Here is a 19,220-nt window from a genome sequence, read left to right as displayed (position 1 = left end):
GCACACGGCGCCGACGAGCGCGACGACGTCCCAGCCGATCACGTGCCCCCCTCCCCGGCCGCGCTCCCGCGCGCGGTTGCGGCCGCGTCCGCCGGCGGTGCCGCATCCGCGCCCGCGGCCGGCGCCGCATCCGCGCCCGGCGCCGGTGGCGCATCCGCGCCCGCGGCCGGCGGCGCATCCGCGCCCGCGGCCGGTGGCGCATCCGCGTCCGCGGCCGGCGCCGGTGCCGGGCGCTCGCCGGTGGCGCCCGCATCCGCCGTGCGCAACCGACGCACCTCCTTCTCGTCGCGAATCGGCCCCACGATCTCTTCGAGCAGGTCTTCCATGGTCACGATCCCGGCGAGGCGGCCGTACTCGTTGACGACGATCGCCATGTGGGTCTTGCGCTCCTTGAAGATGTCGAAAAGCCGCTCGAGCCGCATCGTCCGCGGCACGAACAAGGGCGCGTGCAACAGCTCGCCGAGGCGCTTCGCCGACGTGAGCCCAGCGGCGAGCAGGACGAGATCCTTCGCGTACAGGATGCCGAGAATATTGTCGCGAGACTTGTGATAGATCGGCACGCGCGAAAACCCGCGCGCGGACACCTCGGCGAGAATGCGCGACAGCGGCAGATTGTAGGCCAGGAGGAACGCGCGGTCGGCCGGCACCATCACCTCGGCCACCGTCTTGTCGCCGAACTCGAACACGCGGTGGATCAGCCGCCGCTCGCGCGCGTCGACGGCTCCCTCCTCGTTGCCCGCGTCGACCAACGCGCGCAGTTCGTCCTCGCGCAACGCCTGGCGAGGCGGCGGCTTGCGCGCGTCGATGCCGAACGGCAGCAGCACGACGAACGCCACCGCGCGAACGACCGCTCGCACCGGCATGACCGCGAGCGAAAACAGCCACAACGGCCTGGCCGCCATCCTCGCCCACACCGTCGGCGCTTTGATCGCGATGGTCTTCGGGGTGATCTCGCCGACCAGCAACAGCAGTGGCAGCGCCGCGGCCGTCGTGAGGAGGGCGACCTCCGCGTCGCTGCGGCCGCTGAACACCCGCTCACCGATACCGGCGAGCGTCGACGAAATGGACACGTTGACCATCTCGTTGCCGATGAGCAGCGTCGCGATGAGTCGGCGCGGGCGGGCCAGCATCGCTGCGATGAGGTTGTCGACCCGACGGTTCGACCGCGCCATCCGCTCGCGCTCGCCGCGGCGGAGCGAAAACAGAGCGACCTCCGAGCCGGAAAAGAATGCCGACGCGAGCAGCAGCGCACCGACGACGATGAGCAACCACAGGCTATCTGCCAGTTCGTCCATCGCTACGGCGCATGGGCGGCGGTCGCGAGATAGGAATCGAGGTCGTCGGGTACCGCCGGCAGCGTTACGACGAAGCGGCTGCCCCGGCCCGGTTCGCTGTCGACCCAGACGGCGCCGCCGTGGACCTCGACGTAGCTCTTGACGAGCGTCAGGCCCAGGCCGGTGCCGCCGTACTCGCGCGTCGATGACGAGTCCACCTGGAAAAACGGCTCGAATATGTGCGCCTGCTTCTCCGGCGGGATGCCGATGCCCGAGTCGCTGACCGTGATGCGAACGCCGAGCGCATCGCGGTCGGCTGAGCCGTCGGCCCGGACGGCGTCGCGCTCGAGCGGCCCGACCTCCGCGGAGACATCCACGCGACCGCCCGACCGGGTGAACTTGACCGCGTTGGTCACCAAGTGCGTCAGGATCTGGTGGACCTTGCGCTCGTCGCCAAAAACGCGCACGCCGACCGGCCGCGATCGCCCGATCGCGATGCCCTTCGTGCGCGCATGTGGCTCGAACGTGGCCACGACGCGGTCGATCAGCTCGTCGACCGCCACCGGCGCGCGCGCGATCCGCAGCGCGCCGGCCTCCATCGCGGTCAAGTCGAGGATGCCGGTGATGAGCTGCAGCAGCTGATCGGCTTTCGCCAAGATCGTGCGCACGTAATCCTGTTGCTCGTCGTTGAGTTCGCCGGCGAGCCCCTCGACGAGCATTTCCGAGTAGCCGATCACGCTGGTGAGCGGCGTCCGCAGCTCGTGCGACACGGTCGCCAAAAAGTTCGACTTGAGGCGGTCGACCTCCTGCAGCCGCGCCACCGCCTCCGCGAGCCGCTCGTTGTTGACGGCCAGTTCCCGGTAGGCGTCGTCCATCGCGGCGACGTGCGCAGCCGCGGTCAGATGGCGCGCATAGGCGGCGTGAACGAGCACACCGAGCATGCGCGTTACCGCCCGCGCGACCGCGGCCACCGCGTCGTCCCCGATCCGGCTCGGGTCGTAGGGGCCGACGATCACTTCGCCGAGATCGCGACCGTCGTAGACCAGCGGGCGGCTATGATGCGCCCCGGTCCCGAGCGCACCGCGGTCGCCCGCGGCGACCTCCACCGCGCCGTCGTCCGATCGGATCGCAATCGGGACGCCGTGCAGTTCGACGAAACATCGCGCCACCTCCTCGAGGTCCGCGGGTTCGAGCAGGTCGGACAGCGAGACGGGGGCGTCCAGGGCCGAAGGGCTTCGGCGCACCGGGCGATTGTACCACCGCACCCGGCGCCTACGCGCCCTCGCGTACCCCGAGCACATTCTCGCCCAGCTCGGCCACGAGATCGCCAGTCGACAGGCCGAATCGGCGACTGAGGTCCGCCTCGGCATCCAGCGCATCCCAGGTGCGGCCGACCAACGCGAGCAGCGTGTCGACCACACCCTCGCCGCGCACGGCCGACGCGCGCACGACCGGCAGCGCCCACCGCGCGGCGACGCGGTCGACCTCGTCGTCGGCGATCGCATCGGGGAGGTCGCGCTTGTTGAACTGGAGAACGACCGGGGTGTCGTCGGCCGACAACCCCACGCGCGCGAGGTTGGCGCGCAAGTCGCCAAATGCCGCCTCGTTGGCGTCGGCTTTGTCCGCGGCAGAGTCCGCGACGAAGGCGACCCCGTCGGCGCCCTGCAACACGACGCGGCGGGTCGCCGCGTGCAGCGGTTGGCCCGGCACCGTATACACCTTCACGCGCAGCGACAGGTTGGCCGCGCGGAAGAAGATCGGCAGCAAGTCGAAAAAAAGCGTCCGATCGTCGCGGGTGTCGAGCATCATCAGGCGCCCGCGACAATCGTCGCGCACCCGCGCGTGCAACTGCTGGAGGTTGGTCGTCTTACCGGACAGCGGCGGCCCGTAATAGACGAGTTTGATCGCGAGCTCGTTGTTGCGCAGGTCGACCTGGGCCATCGGCGTCACTTGGGGGGGGTGCCGCGCGGGACGAGCTTCATCGGCACGGGGCGCGGCGGCGAGACGACGCGCGGCTCGGTGGCACCGCGCAGAAATAGTGCGTACACGAGGCCGGCACCGCCGAGCGCCACGAGCACCACGAGCAGGATTGCGACGCCGCGAAACGGCTCGGGTTCGTCGCGATTCGTGGCGCGTCCCGCCTGCGCGGCGGCAAAGACTGCCGCCTGCGCGCGACGCGCGACCTCGTCGAGTCGCGCGCGGGCGACGGGGTCGCCGGGGCGGTCGCGCAGCGCGCCGCGATAGCGCGCCGCGGCGTAGCGAAACGCGCCGCAGGCGACCGCGGCCTCGAGGAACGCTTCGTGCGCGGAGGCGTCCTGCCAGTCGGCGCGACAGCGCTCCCACAGCGCCACGACCGCGTCGTCGACCGCGTCGGCGGCGTCCTCCCGCTCGTAGCCGTCGAAATGCCCCCGCGCCAGGCCGCACCGCGGGCACGCCGGCGCCGTCTCCGGCACGGGGGCCTCGCACTTGGGACACGCGACGCCCGCCGGCTGCGCCGGCGCCGCGGCCGGCCGGCGGGGCTCGACCTCGAACGTCCCGCCGCATGCGCTGCACGTGATCTCGATGCCGCGCGCACAGGTGCGGAAGTCGCCGATGTCGACGATCTCCTTGCACAACACGCACTGGATGTTCACGGCAGCGCCTGGCGCAACGGAACCGGGGTGAAGATCGACACGAAGACGAACCACATGAACCATACCAGCCGGCGGCGCCCCGGCGTAAGGGGGCGCTGGCCGACCGGCGGGTGGTAGATCCCTCCCTGCAGTCGGCGCATCCCGTACAGCAGCAGCGCCCACACCAGCCACGGCAGGCCCGCCTGCACCCCGTAGGATACGGCCTCGCCGGGGGGCAACCCCGCCGCCGCGGCAACGTGCCCCTGCCACGCGACGACGCACGCACCGACGGCCAGCAGAGCCCAGTGCAGCCGCCGCGACAGCCGCTCGTGCCGCGACCCGAGGTACGCGCACGCGATGTGGCCGCCGTCGAGTTGGCCGATCGGGATCAGGTTGATCATCGTGATCAAGAGGCCGACCCACGCGGCGAACGCCACCGGATGCAACATCACGTCCGTGCCGTCCGGCGCCGGCAGTACGCGGCCGGTCACCGCGTACTTGACGGCGAGATACGCCAGGGAGTTGCCCTCGATCACCGTCCCCTCGCCGCCGCCGGGTCCAACCGTCGACAGGGACAGCCCGACCCACAGCAGTGGAAACGCGACCGCCAACCCGGCGAGCGGTCCGGCGGCTCCGACGTCGATGAGCTTGTTGCGGTCTGCGATCGGGCGGTCCATGCGGATGATCGCGCCCATCGTCCCGAGCGTGATCCCGGGCGGCATCGGGATGAAGTACGGCAGCGATGCGGCGACCCCGTGCCGGCGCGCCACCACGTAATGGCCCATTTCGTGGCACAGCAAGATCGTCATCAACGTGGCCGAGAACTGCCAGTTGATCGCGAGCGTCGTGGTCGCGCACGTGGCGGCGAACAGGCCGCCGTGGACGGCGAGCTTGCGGGCGGTCGTAGACATCAGTCGCCGTCTACCGTGAACTCTCCGCCGTCGATGCGCAATACGACCACGTCGCGAACGATCTCGCCGGACCGGCCGACCTCCGCCGACCCGCACGCGCCGTCGACCCGCGGCGCGCGCCGCAGCGCCGCAGCGACGCCGGCGCGATCGCCCCCGTCGCGCAGGGCCGACAGCATCAGGCGCGCGGCGTCGTACGCCTGTGCGGCGGCGCGGCTCGGCGGCCGGCCGTGCCGCCGCACGAACTCGTCGAAGAACGCCGCCGCGCCTTCGGTCGCGAACGCCTCGTCGGCGCCGCCGGCGCACACGTCGACGACCAACGCCCCCTCCACCAGCGCGCCGCCGCGGGCGAGCATGCCGGGATGGTGCCATCCGGCAGACCCCATGAGTTGCACCAGCGACGGAATCCGGCCGCCGTGTTTGCGGCGCAGTTCCGCCGGGTCGACCCGCGCGGTCGTGCGCAGCTCGACGTTGAAATACGGCAGGTACGCGACCGCGAGCGCCGCCCGCTCGTAGGTGTCCGGGATGAACAACAGATCGAACGGGACGTCGGGAGAGAACGTCTTCCACCCCGTCTTCGGATCGTCCCGCAAATGCCGGCGCAGGCGCGCGTTCGTGGTCGGATCCAGGCCGAGCAACACCTTGACGTCCGCCTCGAGATTGGCGCCGCTCGGATCATAGGTTGCTTCCGCAACCACGCGAGCGCCCGCGCGCCGAGCCGCCGCCGCAAACGCGCGCGCCTGGGCGATACCGTCCTCGTCCCGCGGCGCGAACGCGGCGACTCGGTCGAACCCGCGGCGAACCGCCTCGCGCGCGGCCGCCGCCGCGATCGCCTCGCCGGACGGCCACAGGCGGAATACGCCCACCTCGGGGGCCGCCCCTGCCGAGGCCGGCGCCATCAAGGCGATCGGCAGCCCGAGCTGAACCGCCCGGCGCGCCGCGGCGGCGGCCGCGCGGCGGCCGACCGGGCCGAGCATCGCGGTCGCCGCGACGTCGTACACGGCGCGGTCCACGGCGGCGATCGCGCCGGCCTCGGTGCCCTCGGTGTCGACATACGCGACGCGCGCGCCATCGGCGGCGGCCAGGTCGATTCCGGCGCGCAGCTCCCGGCCGACGGCCGCGTGCGGCCCGGACAGCGGCAAGGCCACGGCCAGCACACCGTCGTCGCGGGCGCGCGCGGCGATGTCGCGAGCGAGCGCGCGGGCGCGACCCGCAATCGGGCTATCCGGCGCAACGCGCCGCGCCCACTCCGCGGCCGCGCCGTCGTCGCCGCGATGCCGGGCGAGCAACGCGAGCCGCAGCGCGACCCGGTCGGCCGGCGGGTGGCCGGGATCGATCTGGCTCCACACCGCCTCGAGCGCGCCGGCGTCGAGCGCGTCCACGGCGGCGGCGACATCGACGTCCTCCGGCCACGCCTCGCCGGCGGCCGCCAGGCGGTTCGCCCACACCGCGATGCGCCGCGGATCGCCATCACGCGCTGCGCGCGCCAGCTCCGCCCGCGATCGGTCGGCCGGCGGCGGCACGGCCGCGTCAGGCGCCGTCGGCGCCGCATGCTCGCGGCCCGGCTCCCACGCGGTAGCCGGCGGCCGAGCGCGACAACCGGCCGTCGCCGCGACCAGCGCGATCGCGACGAGCCGCCCGCCCCGCTCCGCCGCCGCGCTGCGCGCCGCCCGCATCATTCGCCCAGCAGCGCGCGCAGCTGATCGAGAAACCCCTTGCGCCGCGGATGAGCGATCGTCTCGCCGCTCACCCGGGCGAATTCTTCGAGCAGCTCGCGCTGGCGCGCGGTGAGCCCGACCGGGGTTTCGACGACGACCCGCACGAGTTGGTCGCCGCGCGGTCCCTGCGGCGAGCTCGTCTTCGGAATGCCCTTGCCGCGCAGGCGAAACACGCGGCCCGACTGGGTCCCCTCGGGAACGCGCATCTTGACGGCGCCGTGGATGGTCGGGACATCCACGACCGCGCCGAGGGCCGCCTGCGTGAAGCTGATCGGTACGTCGCACCACACGTCGCTGCCCTCGCGGCGAAACAGCGGGTGCTCGCGCACGCGCACGATCACGTGCAAGTCGCCGGGCGGCCCGCCGGCCTCGCCCGGCTCGCCTTCGCCGGCGATCCGCTTCACGGCACCCGACTTCGTCCCCGGCGGCAGCCGCACGACGAACTCGCGCTCGGGAGCGTCCGCACCGTTTGCCGCCTTCGGGTCGGGGATGCGAATGGTGCGCGTGCAACCGATTGCCGCCTCCTCGAACGACAGCTCGAGTGTATAGCGCAGGTCGCGACCGCGCTTGCGCCGGCGCCGGCGGCGAAAGTCGCGCACGATCTCCTCGACGACCTCCACCACCGCCGACACGCCCTGCGATGCGACGCCAGTTGAGCCGTGGCCAAACCGGTCGTACTGCGCGCGAGCGCGGTCGTCGGACAGCACCGCGTACGCCTCGTTGACCTCTTTGAACCGCTCCTCGGCGACGGGATCGTCGGGATTCTTGTCCGGGTGATAGCGCATCGCGAGTTCGCGAAACGCCCGTTTGATCGTCGCCGCGTCGGCGCGCCGGTCGACGCCGAGCACCTCGTAGTAATCGCGCTTGCGCACCGCCCGCTACGCCTCGCCGATCGAGCCGTCCGAACCGCCGCCGCCGGCGCTCTCGTACAAGATCTCGCCGATCCGCTGCGCCGACAGTTCCAGCCGCTGCATCGCCTCGCGCACCTCGTCGATGCCGCCCTCCTCGATGATTCGCTTGCAGTCGGCGATGTCGGCCTCGAGGGCCGCGCGCTCTTCGTCGCCGAGCACCTCCCCGAACTCCGCGAGCGCGCGCTCCGACGTGTACAGCAGCGACTCGGCCTGGTTGCGCGCCTCAGCGAGCGCGCGCCGCTCGGCGTCCGCGTCGGCCTGCTCCGCCGCCTCGGCGATCAGCCGCTCGATGTCCTGCTCGGACAACCCGCTGGTCGGCACCACGTTGACCGACTGCTCCTTCCCGGTCCCGAGATCCGTTGCCGATACGGTGAGGATGCCGTTGGCGTCGATGTCGAACGTCACCTCGATGCGTGGCACCCCGCGGGGCGCCGGCGGAATGCCGACGAGTTGGAAGTGAGCGAGCGACTTGTTGTCCGCCGCCATCTCGCGCTCGCCCTGCAACACGTGAATGTTGACGAAGTCCTGGTTGTCGACCGCGGTCGAAAAGATCTCCGTCTTTTGCGTCGGAATCGTCGTGTTGCGCGGGATCAGCTTGGTGAACACGCCGCCCGCCGTCTCGACGCCGAGAGACAGCGGCGTGACGTCCAACAGCAGCACCTCCTGCACCTCGCCGCTGAGGACGCCCCCCTGGATCGCCGCTCCGACCGCGACGACTTCGTCGGGGTTGACGCCGCGATGCGCCTCGCGGCCAAAGAACTCCGACACGACCTGCTGTACGCGCGGCATGCGGGTCTGGCCGCCGACGAGGATCACCACATCGACATCGCCGGGACCGATGCCCGCGTCGGCGAGCGCGCGCCGGCACGGCTCGAGCGTCTGCTGGATCAGCGGCTCGACCATCTTTTCGAGTTGCGCGCGAGTCAGATGCGCCTGCAAGTGCTTGGGCCCGCTGTCGTCCGCGAAGATGAACGGCAAGTTGATGTCCGTGTCCATTGCGCTCGACAGCTCGTGCTTGGCCTTCTCTGCCGCCTCCTTGAGCCGTTGCAGCGCCATCTTGTCGCCGCTCAGGTCGGCTCCGCCGTGCTCGCGTGCGAACAAATCGATCAAGTAGTCGATGATCGCGCGGTCGAAGTCCTCGCCGCCGAGGAACGTGTCGCCCGCGGTCGACTTGACCTGGAACACTCCCTGGGACAGCTCGAGAATCGAAATGTCGAACGTCCCGCCGCCGAGGTCGTACACGGCCACGCGCTCGGCCGCCTCGGTCGTGCGCCCGTACGCGAGCGCGGCCGCCGTCGGCTCGTTGATGATGCGCAGCACGTCGAGCCCGGCGATCCGCCCCGCGTCCTTCGTCGCCTGCCGCTGCGCGTCGTCGAAGTACGCCGGCACCGTAATGACCGCCTCGGTGACCGGCTCGCCGAGGTAGTCCTCGGCGGTCGACTTCATCTTGGCGAGGATCATCGCCGAGATCTCCGGCGGCGAGTACGACTTACCCCGGACCTCGACGCGGGCGTCGCCGTTTTTCGCGCCGACGATCTTGTAGGGGCACGTCTTGGCCAGCCCGGCGACCTCGGGCGATCCGATCTTGCGCCCCATCAGCCGCTTGATCGCGTAGACCGTGTTCTCCGCGTTCGTGACCGCCTGGCGTTTCGCGATCTGACCGACCAATCGCTCACCGGTCTCCGCGAACGCGACGATCGACGGCGTCGTGCGCGCTCCCTCCGCGTTGGCGATCACGACCGGCTGGTCGCCCTCCATGACCGCGACGCACGAGTTGGTCGTACCCAGATCGATGCCGATCACGCGCCCCACAGGTCAGCCTCCCCGTCCCGACGGCCCCTCGTCCGCCGGTGCACCCGCGTCGCCCTGCGCCTCGCCGCCCGGTTCCGCGCGCTCGGCGTCGGACGCATCGCCGGCCGCCGCGTCACCGCCCGCGCCATCGGACTGCTCGGCCCCGACGGCCGGCGCCGCCGCGGCCGGGTCGCCGACCTCACCGCCGTCCGCGCCGGCGCCCTGCGGGCCGGCCGGGTCCGCCCCGGCGGCGCCGTCGGCGGCGACCGGTGCGGTCGCCACGACCACCAGCGACGGCCGCAGCAACCGGTTCTGGATCGTGTACCCGCGCTGGAGCACCTCGAGCACGCTGCCGGCGGGCACGTCGGCACTCGGCGCCTGCGACACGGCCTCGTGGACGTTCGGATCGAAAGGCTTGCCCTTGGCGTCGATCACCTTGACGCCGACGCGCTCGAGCGACTGCTCGATCTGGCGCAGCACGAGTTGGATCCCCTCGACGATCGCCGCCACGTCGGCCGTCCCGCCTGCGGCGTGTTGCAGGGCGCGGTCGAGGTTGTCGATGGCCGGCAGCACCTCCTTGAGCACCTTCGCCTGCTGATCGATGCGGCCGTCTTCGAGGTCGCGGCGGGTCCGCTTGCGCAGGTTGTCCATGTCCGCCGCGAGGCGGAGCATGCGCTCGTGCAGTTCCTTCTTTTCCGCCTCGAGGGCATCGACCTGCGCGCGCAGCGCATCGACCTGCTGTCGCAGCGCCGCCCGGTCGGCCTCCGCCTCGCCGAGCAGCGCGAGCAGGTCGTCGCGGTCGAGCGCGTCGACCGCGCCGCCGAGGTCGCCGTCGCTTCCGCCGTGCGCCCCGGAGTCCTCCGCGTCGACCTCGACCGGAATCTCGTCGGCGTCGTCGTCGGCCGCGTCGCGGGCGTCCGCCGGGTCGGTGTCCGGCGCGCCGCCGCTGGCCTCGTCGATGTGCTCGTTCGGCTTGTCGCTCATCGCTCAGCGACTTTACCCGACTGACACGCCGGCACAACCGGCGTTCCGGCGCAATCGGCGATCTCGCTCACTCACCGCCGTGCAGCACCCCGCTCACGAGCGTAGCGGTGAAGTCGACGATGGAGATCACCTTGCCGTAGTTCATCCGCTTGGGGCCGACGACCGCGATCGCCCCGAGTGGCCGGTCCTCCGGCCCGTATGTCGCCGCGACGATCGAGGCGTCCTCGAGCGCGTCGGCGGCGGTCTCCGCGCCGAGGAACACCTGGATGCCGGGCCCCTCCATCGCCCGGTCGAGCAGGCGCACCAGCAGTTCCTTGTCCTCGAGCGCCTGCAGCAGCGCGCGCATGCGCTCGAGTTCCGCGGGATCCTTGTGGTGCCCGGTGTCGACCAGATTCGCGCTTCCGGTCACGATCACGTCGGCGTCCCGGCGCGCATCGACGAGCGCCGCGTGGCTCAGGCGCAAGGCCTGCGCCACGAGATCGTCGTAGCGATTCTTCTCCTTGCCGAGTTCCGCGACGACCCGCTCGCGCACCTCGTCGAGTGTCAGCCCGCCCAGTAGGGTGTCGAGATAGTTGTGGATGCGCTCGAGCTGGCGCTCGTCGACGGGCCGATCGGTCGTAAACAGCTTGTTTTCGATCTGCCCGTCGGTGGTGACCAGCACGGCGAGCACCTTGCCGTCGCGCAGCGGAACGAACTCGATGTGCTGAAAACGCTGGCGCTCGGGGAGCGGCGCGAGCACGATACCGGCGTGGCGCGTGATCTCGGCCAGCACCTTGGACGTGTGCTGCCACACCTCGTCCGGATCGCGGGCCGTCGCATAGCGCTCGCGGATTTGTTGCTTCTCCTGGGGCGACAGGCTGCGCACCTTCAGCAGCGAATCGATGAAGAACCGCAGCCCCGCCGCCGTGGGCACGCGACCGGCCGACGTGTGCGGCTGGTCGAGCAGGCCCAGGTCCTCCAGGTCGGCCATGACGTTGCGGACCGTCGCCGGCGACAGGTCGATGTTGTGGCGGCGCGTGATGGTCCGCGACCCGACGGCCTCGCCGGTTTGCAGGTACTCGGCCACGACGGCGTGAAGAATCCGCTTGGCGCGCAGCGACAGATCGGCCATGACGGCAACTCCTCCCTTTACTCTACCCCTCGACGACCCATCGCGCCACGCGGTCGGCGAACAGGAACCCGCGCAATGTCGGTAGGATACGGTCGCCGTCGACCCGCGCGAGCCCCGCTCCCACCAGCCGGTCGGCCAGCGCGCGCGGCGCGCCCGCGACTCCGTCGGCGGTGCGCAGGCCCAGCCACAGGCGGTCGCGTTCGACGTCGCCGGCGGACAGCTCGACGCGGTCGGGCGGCTTCCCGCGCAGGTAGGCGACGACCGAGCGCGGGTTGGTCTCGCGCACCCCGCCGGCCGGCGTGCGCCAGAACGACGCGGCCCCGGCGCCGACTCCGAGGAACTCAGCCCCCTGCCAATACAACGAGTTGTGAACCGCGCGGTGCCCCGGCCGCGCGTACGACGACACCTCGTAGTGCTCGTAGCCGCGCGCAGTGAGCACCGAGTGGACGCGCTCGTACGCCTCCGCCAGCGCGTCGTCCGACAGCGGCTGGAGGGCGCCCCGGCGCACCGCCGCCGCCAGCGGCGTACGCGGCTCGATCGTGAGTTCGTACACGGAGATGTGACCCGGGTCGATCGCCGCGATCCGGCGGACGCCGGGGCCTCGGCCGCCCGGCGTACCGAGGATGACATCGGCGGACACGCGCGGCATGCCGGCCGCCAACGCCGTGCGGACGGCGGCCTCGCCGTCGCCGTGGCGGTGGTCGCGGCCGAGGGTCGCCAGCTCGCCGGGATCCAGCGATTGGACGCCGATCGACAGCCGGTCGACGCCGGCCGCGCGCCACGCCGCGATCCGCTCCGGCGTGCAGTCGGTCGGGTTGGCCTCGAGCGTGACCTCGCGCAGCGCAGCGCCGCCGAACCGCGCGCGGGCCGCGGCGACCACCTGCGCGATGCACTCCGGCGGCCACAGCGACGGGGTGCCGCCGCCGAAGTACACCGACACCAGCCGGCGCCCGGCGAACGTCGGGGCGCGGCGGTCGAGTTCTGCGACGACGGCCGCGAGGTAGTCGCGGTGGGGCGGTTCGCCGCGCGCGATCGCGATCGGAAAGTCGCAGTAGCTACAGCGCACCCGGCAGTACGGATAGTGTACGTACAGCCCGAACGGCGCCGAGCCGTCGGCCGATCCCGCGGCGGCGGCGGTGCGCGTACCGTCCATGCCGCCATCGTACGCGATCGCGGGGTGCGGGCACCGGCGCCACCGCATTTCGCCGGGGCGCGTTTGCCGCGGCGCCCGCGACGGCCTATAACGACCGCCCGTGGACGCAGTCTACCTGGACAACGCCGCCACCACGCGCGTCGCGGCCGGCGTGGCCGACGTCGTGGTCGCGTGCCTGCGCGAGGACTACGGCAACCCGTCGTCGGCCCACGCGGCCGGCATCGCCGCGGCTCGCCGGGTCAAGACCGCGCGCGCGGCGCTGCTCGCGGCGCTCGGCGACGAGGATGCCGGCGCCGGGGACGTCTACTTCACCTCGGGCGGCACCGAGGCCGACGCGATCGGGACGATCGGCGCGGCGCGCGCGCGCCGCGGCCGCCACCTGCTGTGCTCGGCGATCGAGCATCCGGCCGTCCTCGAGTCGCTGGCGCTGCTCGAATCCGACGGCTGGCAGGTCGACCGCATTCCGGTCACGCGCGACGGCGTCATCGATCTCGACCGCGCCGCGACGATGCTGCGCGACGACACCGCCGTCGTCGCGGTCATGCTGGTCAACAACGAGATCGGCACGATCCAGCCGGTCGCGGACCTGGCGCGCGCGGTCCGCGACCGCTGCGCCGATGCGCACGTTCACTGCGACGCCGTGCAGGCGTTGGGCAAGATTCCGATCGACGTACGCGCGCTCGGCGTCGACAGCGTCGCGGTGTCGGCGCACAAGCTACACGGTCCCAAGGGCGTCGGCGCGCTGTGGTTGCGGCGGGGCGCGCGCGTGCGGCCGCTGTGGGCCGGCGGAGGCCAGCAGCGCGGCGTGCGCTCCGGCACGGAGAACGTGCCCGGCATCGCCGGGTTCGGCGAGGCGGCGCGCCTGGCCACGGCGGACCTCGCGGCGCAGGGCGACCGATGGCGCACGATGCGCCAGCAGCTCGTCGACGCACTGCGCACGGCCGGCGTCGCGGTGCGCGAAAATGCCGCGGGCGCGCCGCGCGCACCGCACATCGCGAGCCTCGCCATCGACGGCGCGCCGGCCGAGCCGCTGTTGCACGCGCTCGAGGCACGCGGTGTGTTGGTGTCGGCCGGATCGGCGTGCGCGTCGCGCCACAAGGGTCCCAGCCACGTGCTGCGCGCCATCCGCGTGCCGGACCGCGCCGGCACCCTGCGCGTGTCGTTCGGCCGCGACACGACGTTCGAGCAGGTGACCCGAGCCGCCGAGGTGCTGGTCGATGTCCTCCGCGACCTGTGACACCGTCGTCCTGCGCGTCGCCGAGATCTTTCTCAAGGGGCGCAATCGCCGGACCTTCTTCGCGGCGTTCGTGCGGCGCGCGCGCGATCTCGTCGCCGACCTCGACGGCGTGTCGGTCCATGCTGCACACATGCGCGTCTACGTCGACCACCCGCCCGACCTCGGCCCGCGGTGCGTCGCGCGCCTGTCGCGACTCTTCGGCCTGCAGTCGATGTCGCCGGCCGTGCGCTGCGAGCGATCGATCGACGCGATCCGAGCCACCGCCGTCGCGCTCGCGCGCGCGATCCCCCCCGGCGAGACGTTCAAGATCGAGACGAAGCGGTCGGACAAGAAGTTTCCGATCCGATCGCAAGCAGTGTCGCGCGAGGTCGGCGCGGCCGTCGTCGAGGCCACGGGTCTGCCGGTCGACGTGCGGTCGCCGCGCCACGTCATCCACGTCGAAATCGGCGTCGACCGCACGATCGTGTTCCGCGACGTCATCCCCGGCCCGGGCGGCCTGCCGGTGGGCGTGTCGGGGCGGGTGGGCCTGCTGTTGTCGGGCGGCATCGATTCGCCGGTCGCGGGGTGGTATGCGATGCGCCGCGGCTGCTCCGTGTTCGCGATCTACTTCCACTCGTTCCCGTACACGGGCGACAAGACCAAGGACAAGGTGGTCGATCTCGCGCGGTCGCTCGCGCGCTGGCAGGGTCGCATGGCCGTGCGCGTGGTCCACTTCACCGACGTGCAAAAGGCGCTGCGCGACGCCGGCCCTGCCGAGCTGGCCGTCCTGCTGTACCGGCGCATGATGATGCGGGTCGCCAGCCTCCTCGCCGCGCGCGAAGGCGCGGACGCGCTCGTCACCGGCGAGAACCTCGGCCAGGTCGCGTCGCAAACCCTCCGCAACCTCGCCGTCATCGAGGACGCCGCGTCGCTGCCGATCTTGCGTCCGCTGTTGACGTTCGACAAGCTCGAGATCATCGAACGGGCGCGGGCAATTGGCACCTACGAGCTGTCGATTCTGCCGTACGACGACTGCTGCTCGCTGTTCGTACCCAAGCACCCGGCGACGCGCGCCCGGCTCGAGGATCTTCGCGCCGCCGAGTCCCGGCTCGACATCGACGCGGCGGCGGCGGAACTCGCGGACGGCGCCGAGCGCATCGACGTGTGACGCGCGCTCGGCCGCGGTCCCACGGCACGACGCGCGCTCGGTTCGCGATCAGTTGCGAAACACCAGCGGGAACCGACCGGTGAACGCCTTCGTGCTCTGGCGGAACCGCCACCGGCGCATCCGCGACACGATGCAGCGGCCGAGTTCGGTGTTCGCGTAGTCAGACAGGCGGACGTCCGTGACGACTCCGGACGGCGCGATCGTCATGTCGACGTAGACCTTGCGCACGTCCAACAGCGGGTCTTTCTTGAGCGCGCGTTCGTAACACAGCTTCACCGCGAGCTGGTTGTCGCGGTAGACCGCGGCGACGTCGTCGGCGGTCAGCTCGCGCGCCCCTCCCGACGACGCGCCGAAGTCGAAATCGTCCGTCTTGCCGGCCAATCGCGTCTCGCCCCCCGCCGCGCTGTCGGACGACGAGCCTCCGCGAGACGCCCCCGGCGACGAACGCCGGTCGCCCCCGCCACCGCTGCGCACCGGAACGCGCACCTCTTTCGTTTCGACGATCTTGATCGTGCGCGGGTCGAGTGTCTCCCCGAGCCCCTCGGCGCTCGACCGCGCGCGGACGAGGCGATTCGGGTCGGAACCCGCCGCGTCGTCGCCGGAAAACGCGATCACGGCGCCGATGACGCCCACCAACGCGACGGCGGCGACGCCGGCGAGCAGCGCGACGTGCCGGCGCGCGGGCGACCGCCGCGGTTGCAGCACGTCGGGGGACACCGCGTCGGCGGCTGCCGCGATCGGAACGGCGACCGGTGGCCCGCCGCCGAGGCGGTCGATGGTCGCCGCCGCTCCGCTGCCCGCACCGATGCGATCGGCGCCGGCCATGCCCGGCAGCGGCGGCGACGCCGAGCCGGCGCGCACCGAGTCGGCGAGCATCGGCAGCTTGACGACTCGCGAGGCCTCGCCGACGTCGAACTCGAAGGCGTCTTTGCCGGCGTGCGCCGCCGAGGCCGCGTCGCTCGCGGTGGACGCGGAGCGGCCGTTGGCCCCGGCCGGCCGCGCGCCGCCGACCCGCGAACTCTCTTCCCGCTCGATCTGATCGAGCGTGGCGGCAAACAGCGGCTTCGGCGTCGTCTCGGCCGGCTGCGCCGCCGGCACGACCGGCGCGACGGGGCTCGCGGGCCGCGCCCGCGGCGCGCGCGAAGGCGGCCGGCCGCGCAAGCCGCGAAAGTGGCTCACCTTCTCGGTGGGCAGCCAATCGTCGAACCCCTCGCTCCAGCAATACAGCTCGTCGCCGGGATCGCGCGCGGCGACCCAGTCGCGCGCCGCGGCGAGCGTGAACGGGCCGAACTGCTCACCGTCGACGGAGACGTACCACTCCTCCTCCATCTGCGGAGGCGGCGGGCCGTCGGACAGCACCGTGCGATCGTCGTCGAAGTCGGCCTGGCCCGGTTCCGTGGCCCCGCCCATCGCGCGCTCGAATGCGCCGCGCAATACCGGCTTGCTGTCCGCCTTCGGCTTGGCGGCGACGGCGGGGCGCCGCGCGCTCGGGGCATCCATGCCCTCGCGGACCGTGATGACCGCTTCGCAGTTCTTGCAGCGAATCTTCAGGATCTTGCCGCGGACGCGCTCGTCGGCGATCGAATAGCGAGTCTTGCAGCGGTCACACTGAAACTTCATGCAGAGATACGCATCGGGAGTGCGCGGCGCGCCCCCGCGGTCCGGTCCGTGAGTTCTCCTAGTTGTAGCAAACCTGCCCCGGAAGTTGGAGCGCTAGCGGCGGCGAGTCGTTCACCGGCGGTGACCGGGAGCGCCCGGCAGGCGGGCATCCAACAGGTGAGAGGGGTGGACGTTGCGCAATGCCGCCAGCATCTGGTGCTTGAGGCCCGGGTGGTCGGCCTCCAGCGCGGCGAGCAGCCGCTTGACGACCTGTCGCTTCTGGTCGGGCAAGCCGCAGGTCGGGCACGCGCACGACAGGATCGGGAACCCGCGCCGCTGCGCGTAGGCCGCCAGCCACGATTCGGGGACGTAGGCGAGGGGCCGGATGACCGTGTTGCGGCTGTCGTCCGACCGCAACAGGGGCGGCATGGACGCCAGACGCCCCGAAAAAAACAGGTTGAGCACCACGGTTTCGATCAGGTCGTCCATGTGGTGCCCGAGCGCGATCTTGCTGCAACCGAGGCGATCGGCGAGGTTGTAGAGCACTCCCCGGCGGAGTCGCGAGCACAGCGAGCACGGCGTCGCGCCCGCGGGAAGATTCGCCTCGACGACCGACGCGAAGTCCTCGGCGACCAGTTCGTACGGCACCCCCTCGGCGACGAGGAACGCGCGGAGGCGTTCAACCTCGTAGCCCGGCCAACCCTGGTCGACGTTGACGGCCAGCAGGTCGAAGCGGATCGGGGCGCGCGCCTGAAGGTGGCGCAGCACGTCGAGCAGCGCGTACGAGTCCTTGCCGCCGGACAGGCACACCATGATGCGATCGCCCGGCTCGATCAAGTCGAAGTCGTCGATACAGCGGCCGGCTTTTTTGGCGATCGCACGCAGCAGGGCCGGGGCATCCCCGCGAGGGACGCGGTCGGCGCTGCGCAGCGAGAGCCGGTCGATGTGTGGCATGGACCTACCGGGCGTCCGCCGTGCCCGGCCGGACGCGCGGCGCGCCGCCGAGCCAGCGGCGTGCGGCGACCGTGCAGCGTGCGGCCGGGGGTGGCGCGGAGTGCGACGTGGCGAGCATCGGGGTGGCGTGTGTCGAGCCGGGACGGCCCGTACGCCACATAGCCCGAGCCGCCGCGCGTCGCAAGGGGGCGGGCCGGTCGGCGCGCAGGCTCTCTCGCGGGCAGCGGCGCGCTGGCGCGCGGCCACGGCCTCCGGGGAACGCGGTCACGGGGCGGCCCGGCCATCGGACGCACCGCCGGGTACGCTGGCGTCGGTCGCGCCGGCGCCGGTCGCCGACGAGTCGACCGGCGCGCGCGCGCCATCGCGGCCGGCGGGCCGGCGCGGTTTGAGCGCCGCGGGCATCAGCGGAGCCACTTCCTTCGGAACGCCGCCCACACGGTGCATATACAAGCCTCCGACCGCGATCTGGCCGCGTTGAGCCGTGAGTTCGACCAACACGTCGATCTCGTCGAGCCGCGCCCCCGTCATCGCCGCGGCCTGCGCGGTGATCCGGTAGGGCGTCGCCGACGCGATCGGGACGAGTCGACCGCCGTCGATCCGCCGCACGGTGACGGCGGTCGACAATGCCTCCGGCGTCACGTCGATGTCAATCGACGCGAGCTCGTCGCGTCCGTCCGCGCCGACGTCGATGGGCGCCACGTAGCCGCGCGCCGGCACCGTCCCGCTCGCCACTCGACGCAGCTTGCCGGGCGTTCCCGCGACGATCGCGAACCGCTCGGCGCCGAGGACGAATGCCTCCGGGTGGGTGCCGGAAAAGCAGCCGAACACGATGCGCGGCGCATCGCCGACCTTGGCCGCGTCGACCACCGCGTCGAGCGTGCCGGCGAGCGCCCCGCCCGTACGGCAATCCGGCGCGTGCGCGCCGCCGGGCGCCGCATCGATGTCACCGCGCGGCGGCGTCGCAGTCGGCCCATCCGACTGCGCGACGACGACCGCGATCACCCGCCCCCCCTCGGCGCGGTCGCCGACGAAACGCACGGCCGGTAGGGCCGCGTAGGTTCGCAGGCGCGGATCCGCGACCCGGTACGGCGTCGTCCTGCGCGGCCCCAGCGCTCGGTCGACCGCGTCGATGGGATCTCCGACGCCGACGCCGGTGGACGTCTTCGCGATGTCCGGGCGGACGACGGCGACGAACTCTACCCGCGACCGCTCGGACCGCGCACCGCCGACGAGCAGCGCGCTGCCCTCGGTGCGGACGAGATTGTACTCGGCGACTCCATCGATCGTGAGCAGCTCGATACGCGGCCCGCGCGGCACCAGGTCGAGGACGTCTTTGAGGTCGGCACCCAACAGGTAGGGACCTACGCCGTCGGTGCGGATCGCAAACGGCGGAGCCGGGCGCACCTCCCCGGGCGGCGGCTCGAACACGCGACGAGGGCGCGCGGCGTCGAACTGAGGCGGCGGCTCGGGGTCGCGGCAGCCGGCGGCGCACGCCGCGACGGCGACACATGAGACGACGCGGCGCAAGCGGGAGCGCCCGGGTGGCCGCGGCGAGTCGCACGAGCGGGTCACTGCGACAGTGTACGCCGTCCGGCGGCAAGGAGGCCGTCGCCGATCGCGCCCTACCGCATCAGCGCCCCGATCGCGACCGCGGTGGCCGCAATCGCCCAGACAATGGCGATCCACAGCGCGATCGGGCGGATGCCGGCTCGCCCGCTCACCGGCGCACGCGACGCCGCGCCCGCGCCGCCCGCGCCCGCACTCGCGCCGCCCGCGCCGCCCGCACCGCCCGCGCCGCCCGCGCCGCCCGCGTCGCCCGCG

The 19,220-nt window shown here is 72.3% G+C and carries 15 protein-coding genes and 1 pseudogene; 3 read left to right on the top strand and 13 right to left on the bottom strand.

The annotated features are described in order from the left end of the window. Positions 1–38 precede the first annotated feature (38 nt). The 10 genes and pseudogenes from D6689_12040 to D6689_11995 all read right to left on the bottom strand — a co-directional run bounded on the left by D6689_12040 (position 39) and on the right by D6689_11995 (position 12,510). Entirely contained in the window at positions 39–1,295 is a 1,257-nt protein-coding gene (locus D6689_12040) for an HlyC/CorC family transporter (GenBank protein ID RMH41062.1), read from the bottom strand. 2 nt (positions 1,296–1,297) lie between these two features. Continuing rightward, a complete protein-coding gene (locus D6689_12035; GenBank protein RMH41061.1) occupies positions 1,298–2,779 on the bottom strand; it encodes a sensor histidine kinase in 1,482 nt (493 codons plus the stop codon). A 441-nt stretch (positions 2,780–3,220) separates the two neighbouring features. Beyond that, complete coding sequence (locus D6689_12030; GenBank protein ID RMH41060.1) at positions 3,221–3,907, bottom strand: hypothetical protein; 687 nt, start codon at positions 3,905–3,907, stop codon at positions 3,221–3,223. Then, positions 3,904–4,797 (bottom strand): site-2 protease family protein, encoded by an 894-nt coding sequence (locus D6689_12025; GenBank protein ID RMH41059.1) that lies wholly within the window; start codon positions 4,795–4,797, stop codon positions 3,904–3,906. The genes D6689_12030 and D6689_12025 overlap by 4 nt, the downstream gene beginning before the upstream one ends. Further along, a complete protein-coding gene (locus D6689_12020; protein ID RMH41058.1) occupies positions 4,797–6,470 on the bottom strand; it encodes a hypothetical protein in 1,674 nt (557 codons plus the stop codon). The genes D6689_12025 and D6689_12020 overlap by 1 nt, the downstream gene beginning before the upstream one ends. Next, positions 6,470–7,387: pseudogene (locus D6689_12015) on the bottom strand (molecular chaperone DnaJ). Before D6689_12015 ends, D6689_12020 begins: the two are co-directional and overlap by 1 nt. A gap of 3 nt (positions 7,388–7,390) precedes the next feature. After that, positions 7,391–9,235, bottom strand: coding sequence for a molecular chaperone DnaK (dnaK, locus tag D6689_12010; protein RMH41057.1), 1,845 nt, complete (start codon positions 9,233–9,235; stop codon positions 7,391–7,393). Positions 9,236–9,238: 3 nt separating this feature from the next. Then, a complete protein-coding gene (grpE, locus tag D6689_12005) occupies positions 9,239–10,198 on the bottom strand; it encodes a nucleotide exchange factor GrpE (protein ID RMH41056.1) in 960 nt (319 codons plus the stop codon). A gap of 67 nt (positions 10,199–10,265) precedes the next feature. Further along, positions 10,266–11,939, bottom strand: a complete 1,674-nt coding sequence (hrcA, locus tag D6689_12000) for a heat-inducible transcription repressor HrcA (GenBank protein ID RMH41064.1) — start codon at positions 11,937–11,939, stop codon at positions 10,266–10,268. Further along, entirely contained in the window at positions 11,332–12,510 is a 1,179-nt protein-coding gene (locus D6689_11995) for a coproporphyrinogen III oxidase family protein (GenBank protein RMH41055.1), read from the bottom strand. The genes hrcA and D6689_11995 overlap by 608 nt, the downstream gene beginning before the upstream one ends. Before the next feature lie 52 nt (positions 12,511–12,562). Between D6689_11995 and D6689_11990 the strand changes: the two genes are divergently transcribed. Beyond that, positions 12,563–13,699: a cysteine desulfurase gene (locus D6689_11990; protein RMH41054.1), complete on the top strand. Its 1,137-nt coding sequence runs from the start codon at positions 12,563–12,565 to the stop codon at positions 13,697–13,699. Next, complete coding sequence (gene thiI, locus D6689_11985; protein RMH41053.1) at positions 13,680–14,846, top strand: tRNA 4-thiouridine(8) synthase ThiI; 1,167 nt, start codon at positions 13,680–13,682, stop codon at positions 14,844–14,846. The genes D6689_11990 and thiI overlap by 20 nt, the downstream gene beginning before the upstream one ends. A 48-nt stretch (positions 14,847–14,894) precedes the next feature. Here thiI and D6689_11980 read toward each other — a convergent pair whose 3' ends face one another. The 3 genes from D6689_11980 to D6689_11970 form a co-directional block, all read right to left on the bottom strand. Then, positions 14,895–16,466, bottom strand: a complete 1,572-nt coding sequence (locus D6689_11980; GenBank protein RMH41063.1) for a DUF4339 domain-containing protein — start codon at positions 16,464–16,466, stop codon at positions 14,895–14,897. A 111-nt stretch (positions 16,467–16,577) separates the two neighbouring features. Continuing rightward, complete coding sequence (gene ttcA / locus D6689_11975; GenBank protein RMH41052.1) at positions 16,578–17,399, bottom strand: tRNA 2-thiocytidine(32) synthetase TtcA; 822 nt, start codon at positions 17,397–17,399, stop codon at positions 16,578–16,580. Between the two features lie 264 nt (positions 17,400–17,663). Then, the gene (locus tag D6689_11970) at positions 17,664–18,971 is read right to left on the bottom strand and encodes a hypothetical protein (GenBank protein ID RMH41051.1); all 1,308 of its coding nucleotides are present in this window, start codon (positions 18,969–18,971) and stop codon (positions 17,664–17,666) included. Between D6689_11970 and D6689_11965 the strand changes: the two genes are divergently transcribed. Next, on the top strand, positions 18,941–19,220 hold a 280-nt coding region (locus tag D6689_11965; protein ID RMH41050.1), incomplete at its 3' end, for a hypothetical protein. The two genes, D6689_11970 and D6689_11965, sit on opposite strands and share 31 nt — an antisense overlap.

Source organism: Deltaproteobacteria bacterium, from assembly GCA_003696105.1.
In the GTDB taxonomy this organism is placed as follows: domain Bacteria; phylum Myxococcota_A; class Polyangia; order Haliangiales; family J016; genus J016.
Note: the sequence above shows the minus strand (reverse complement) of the source record. Positions and strands in the feature narration are given on the sequence as shown.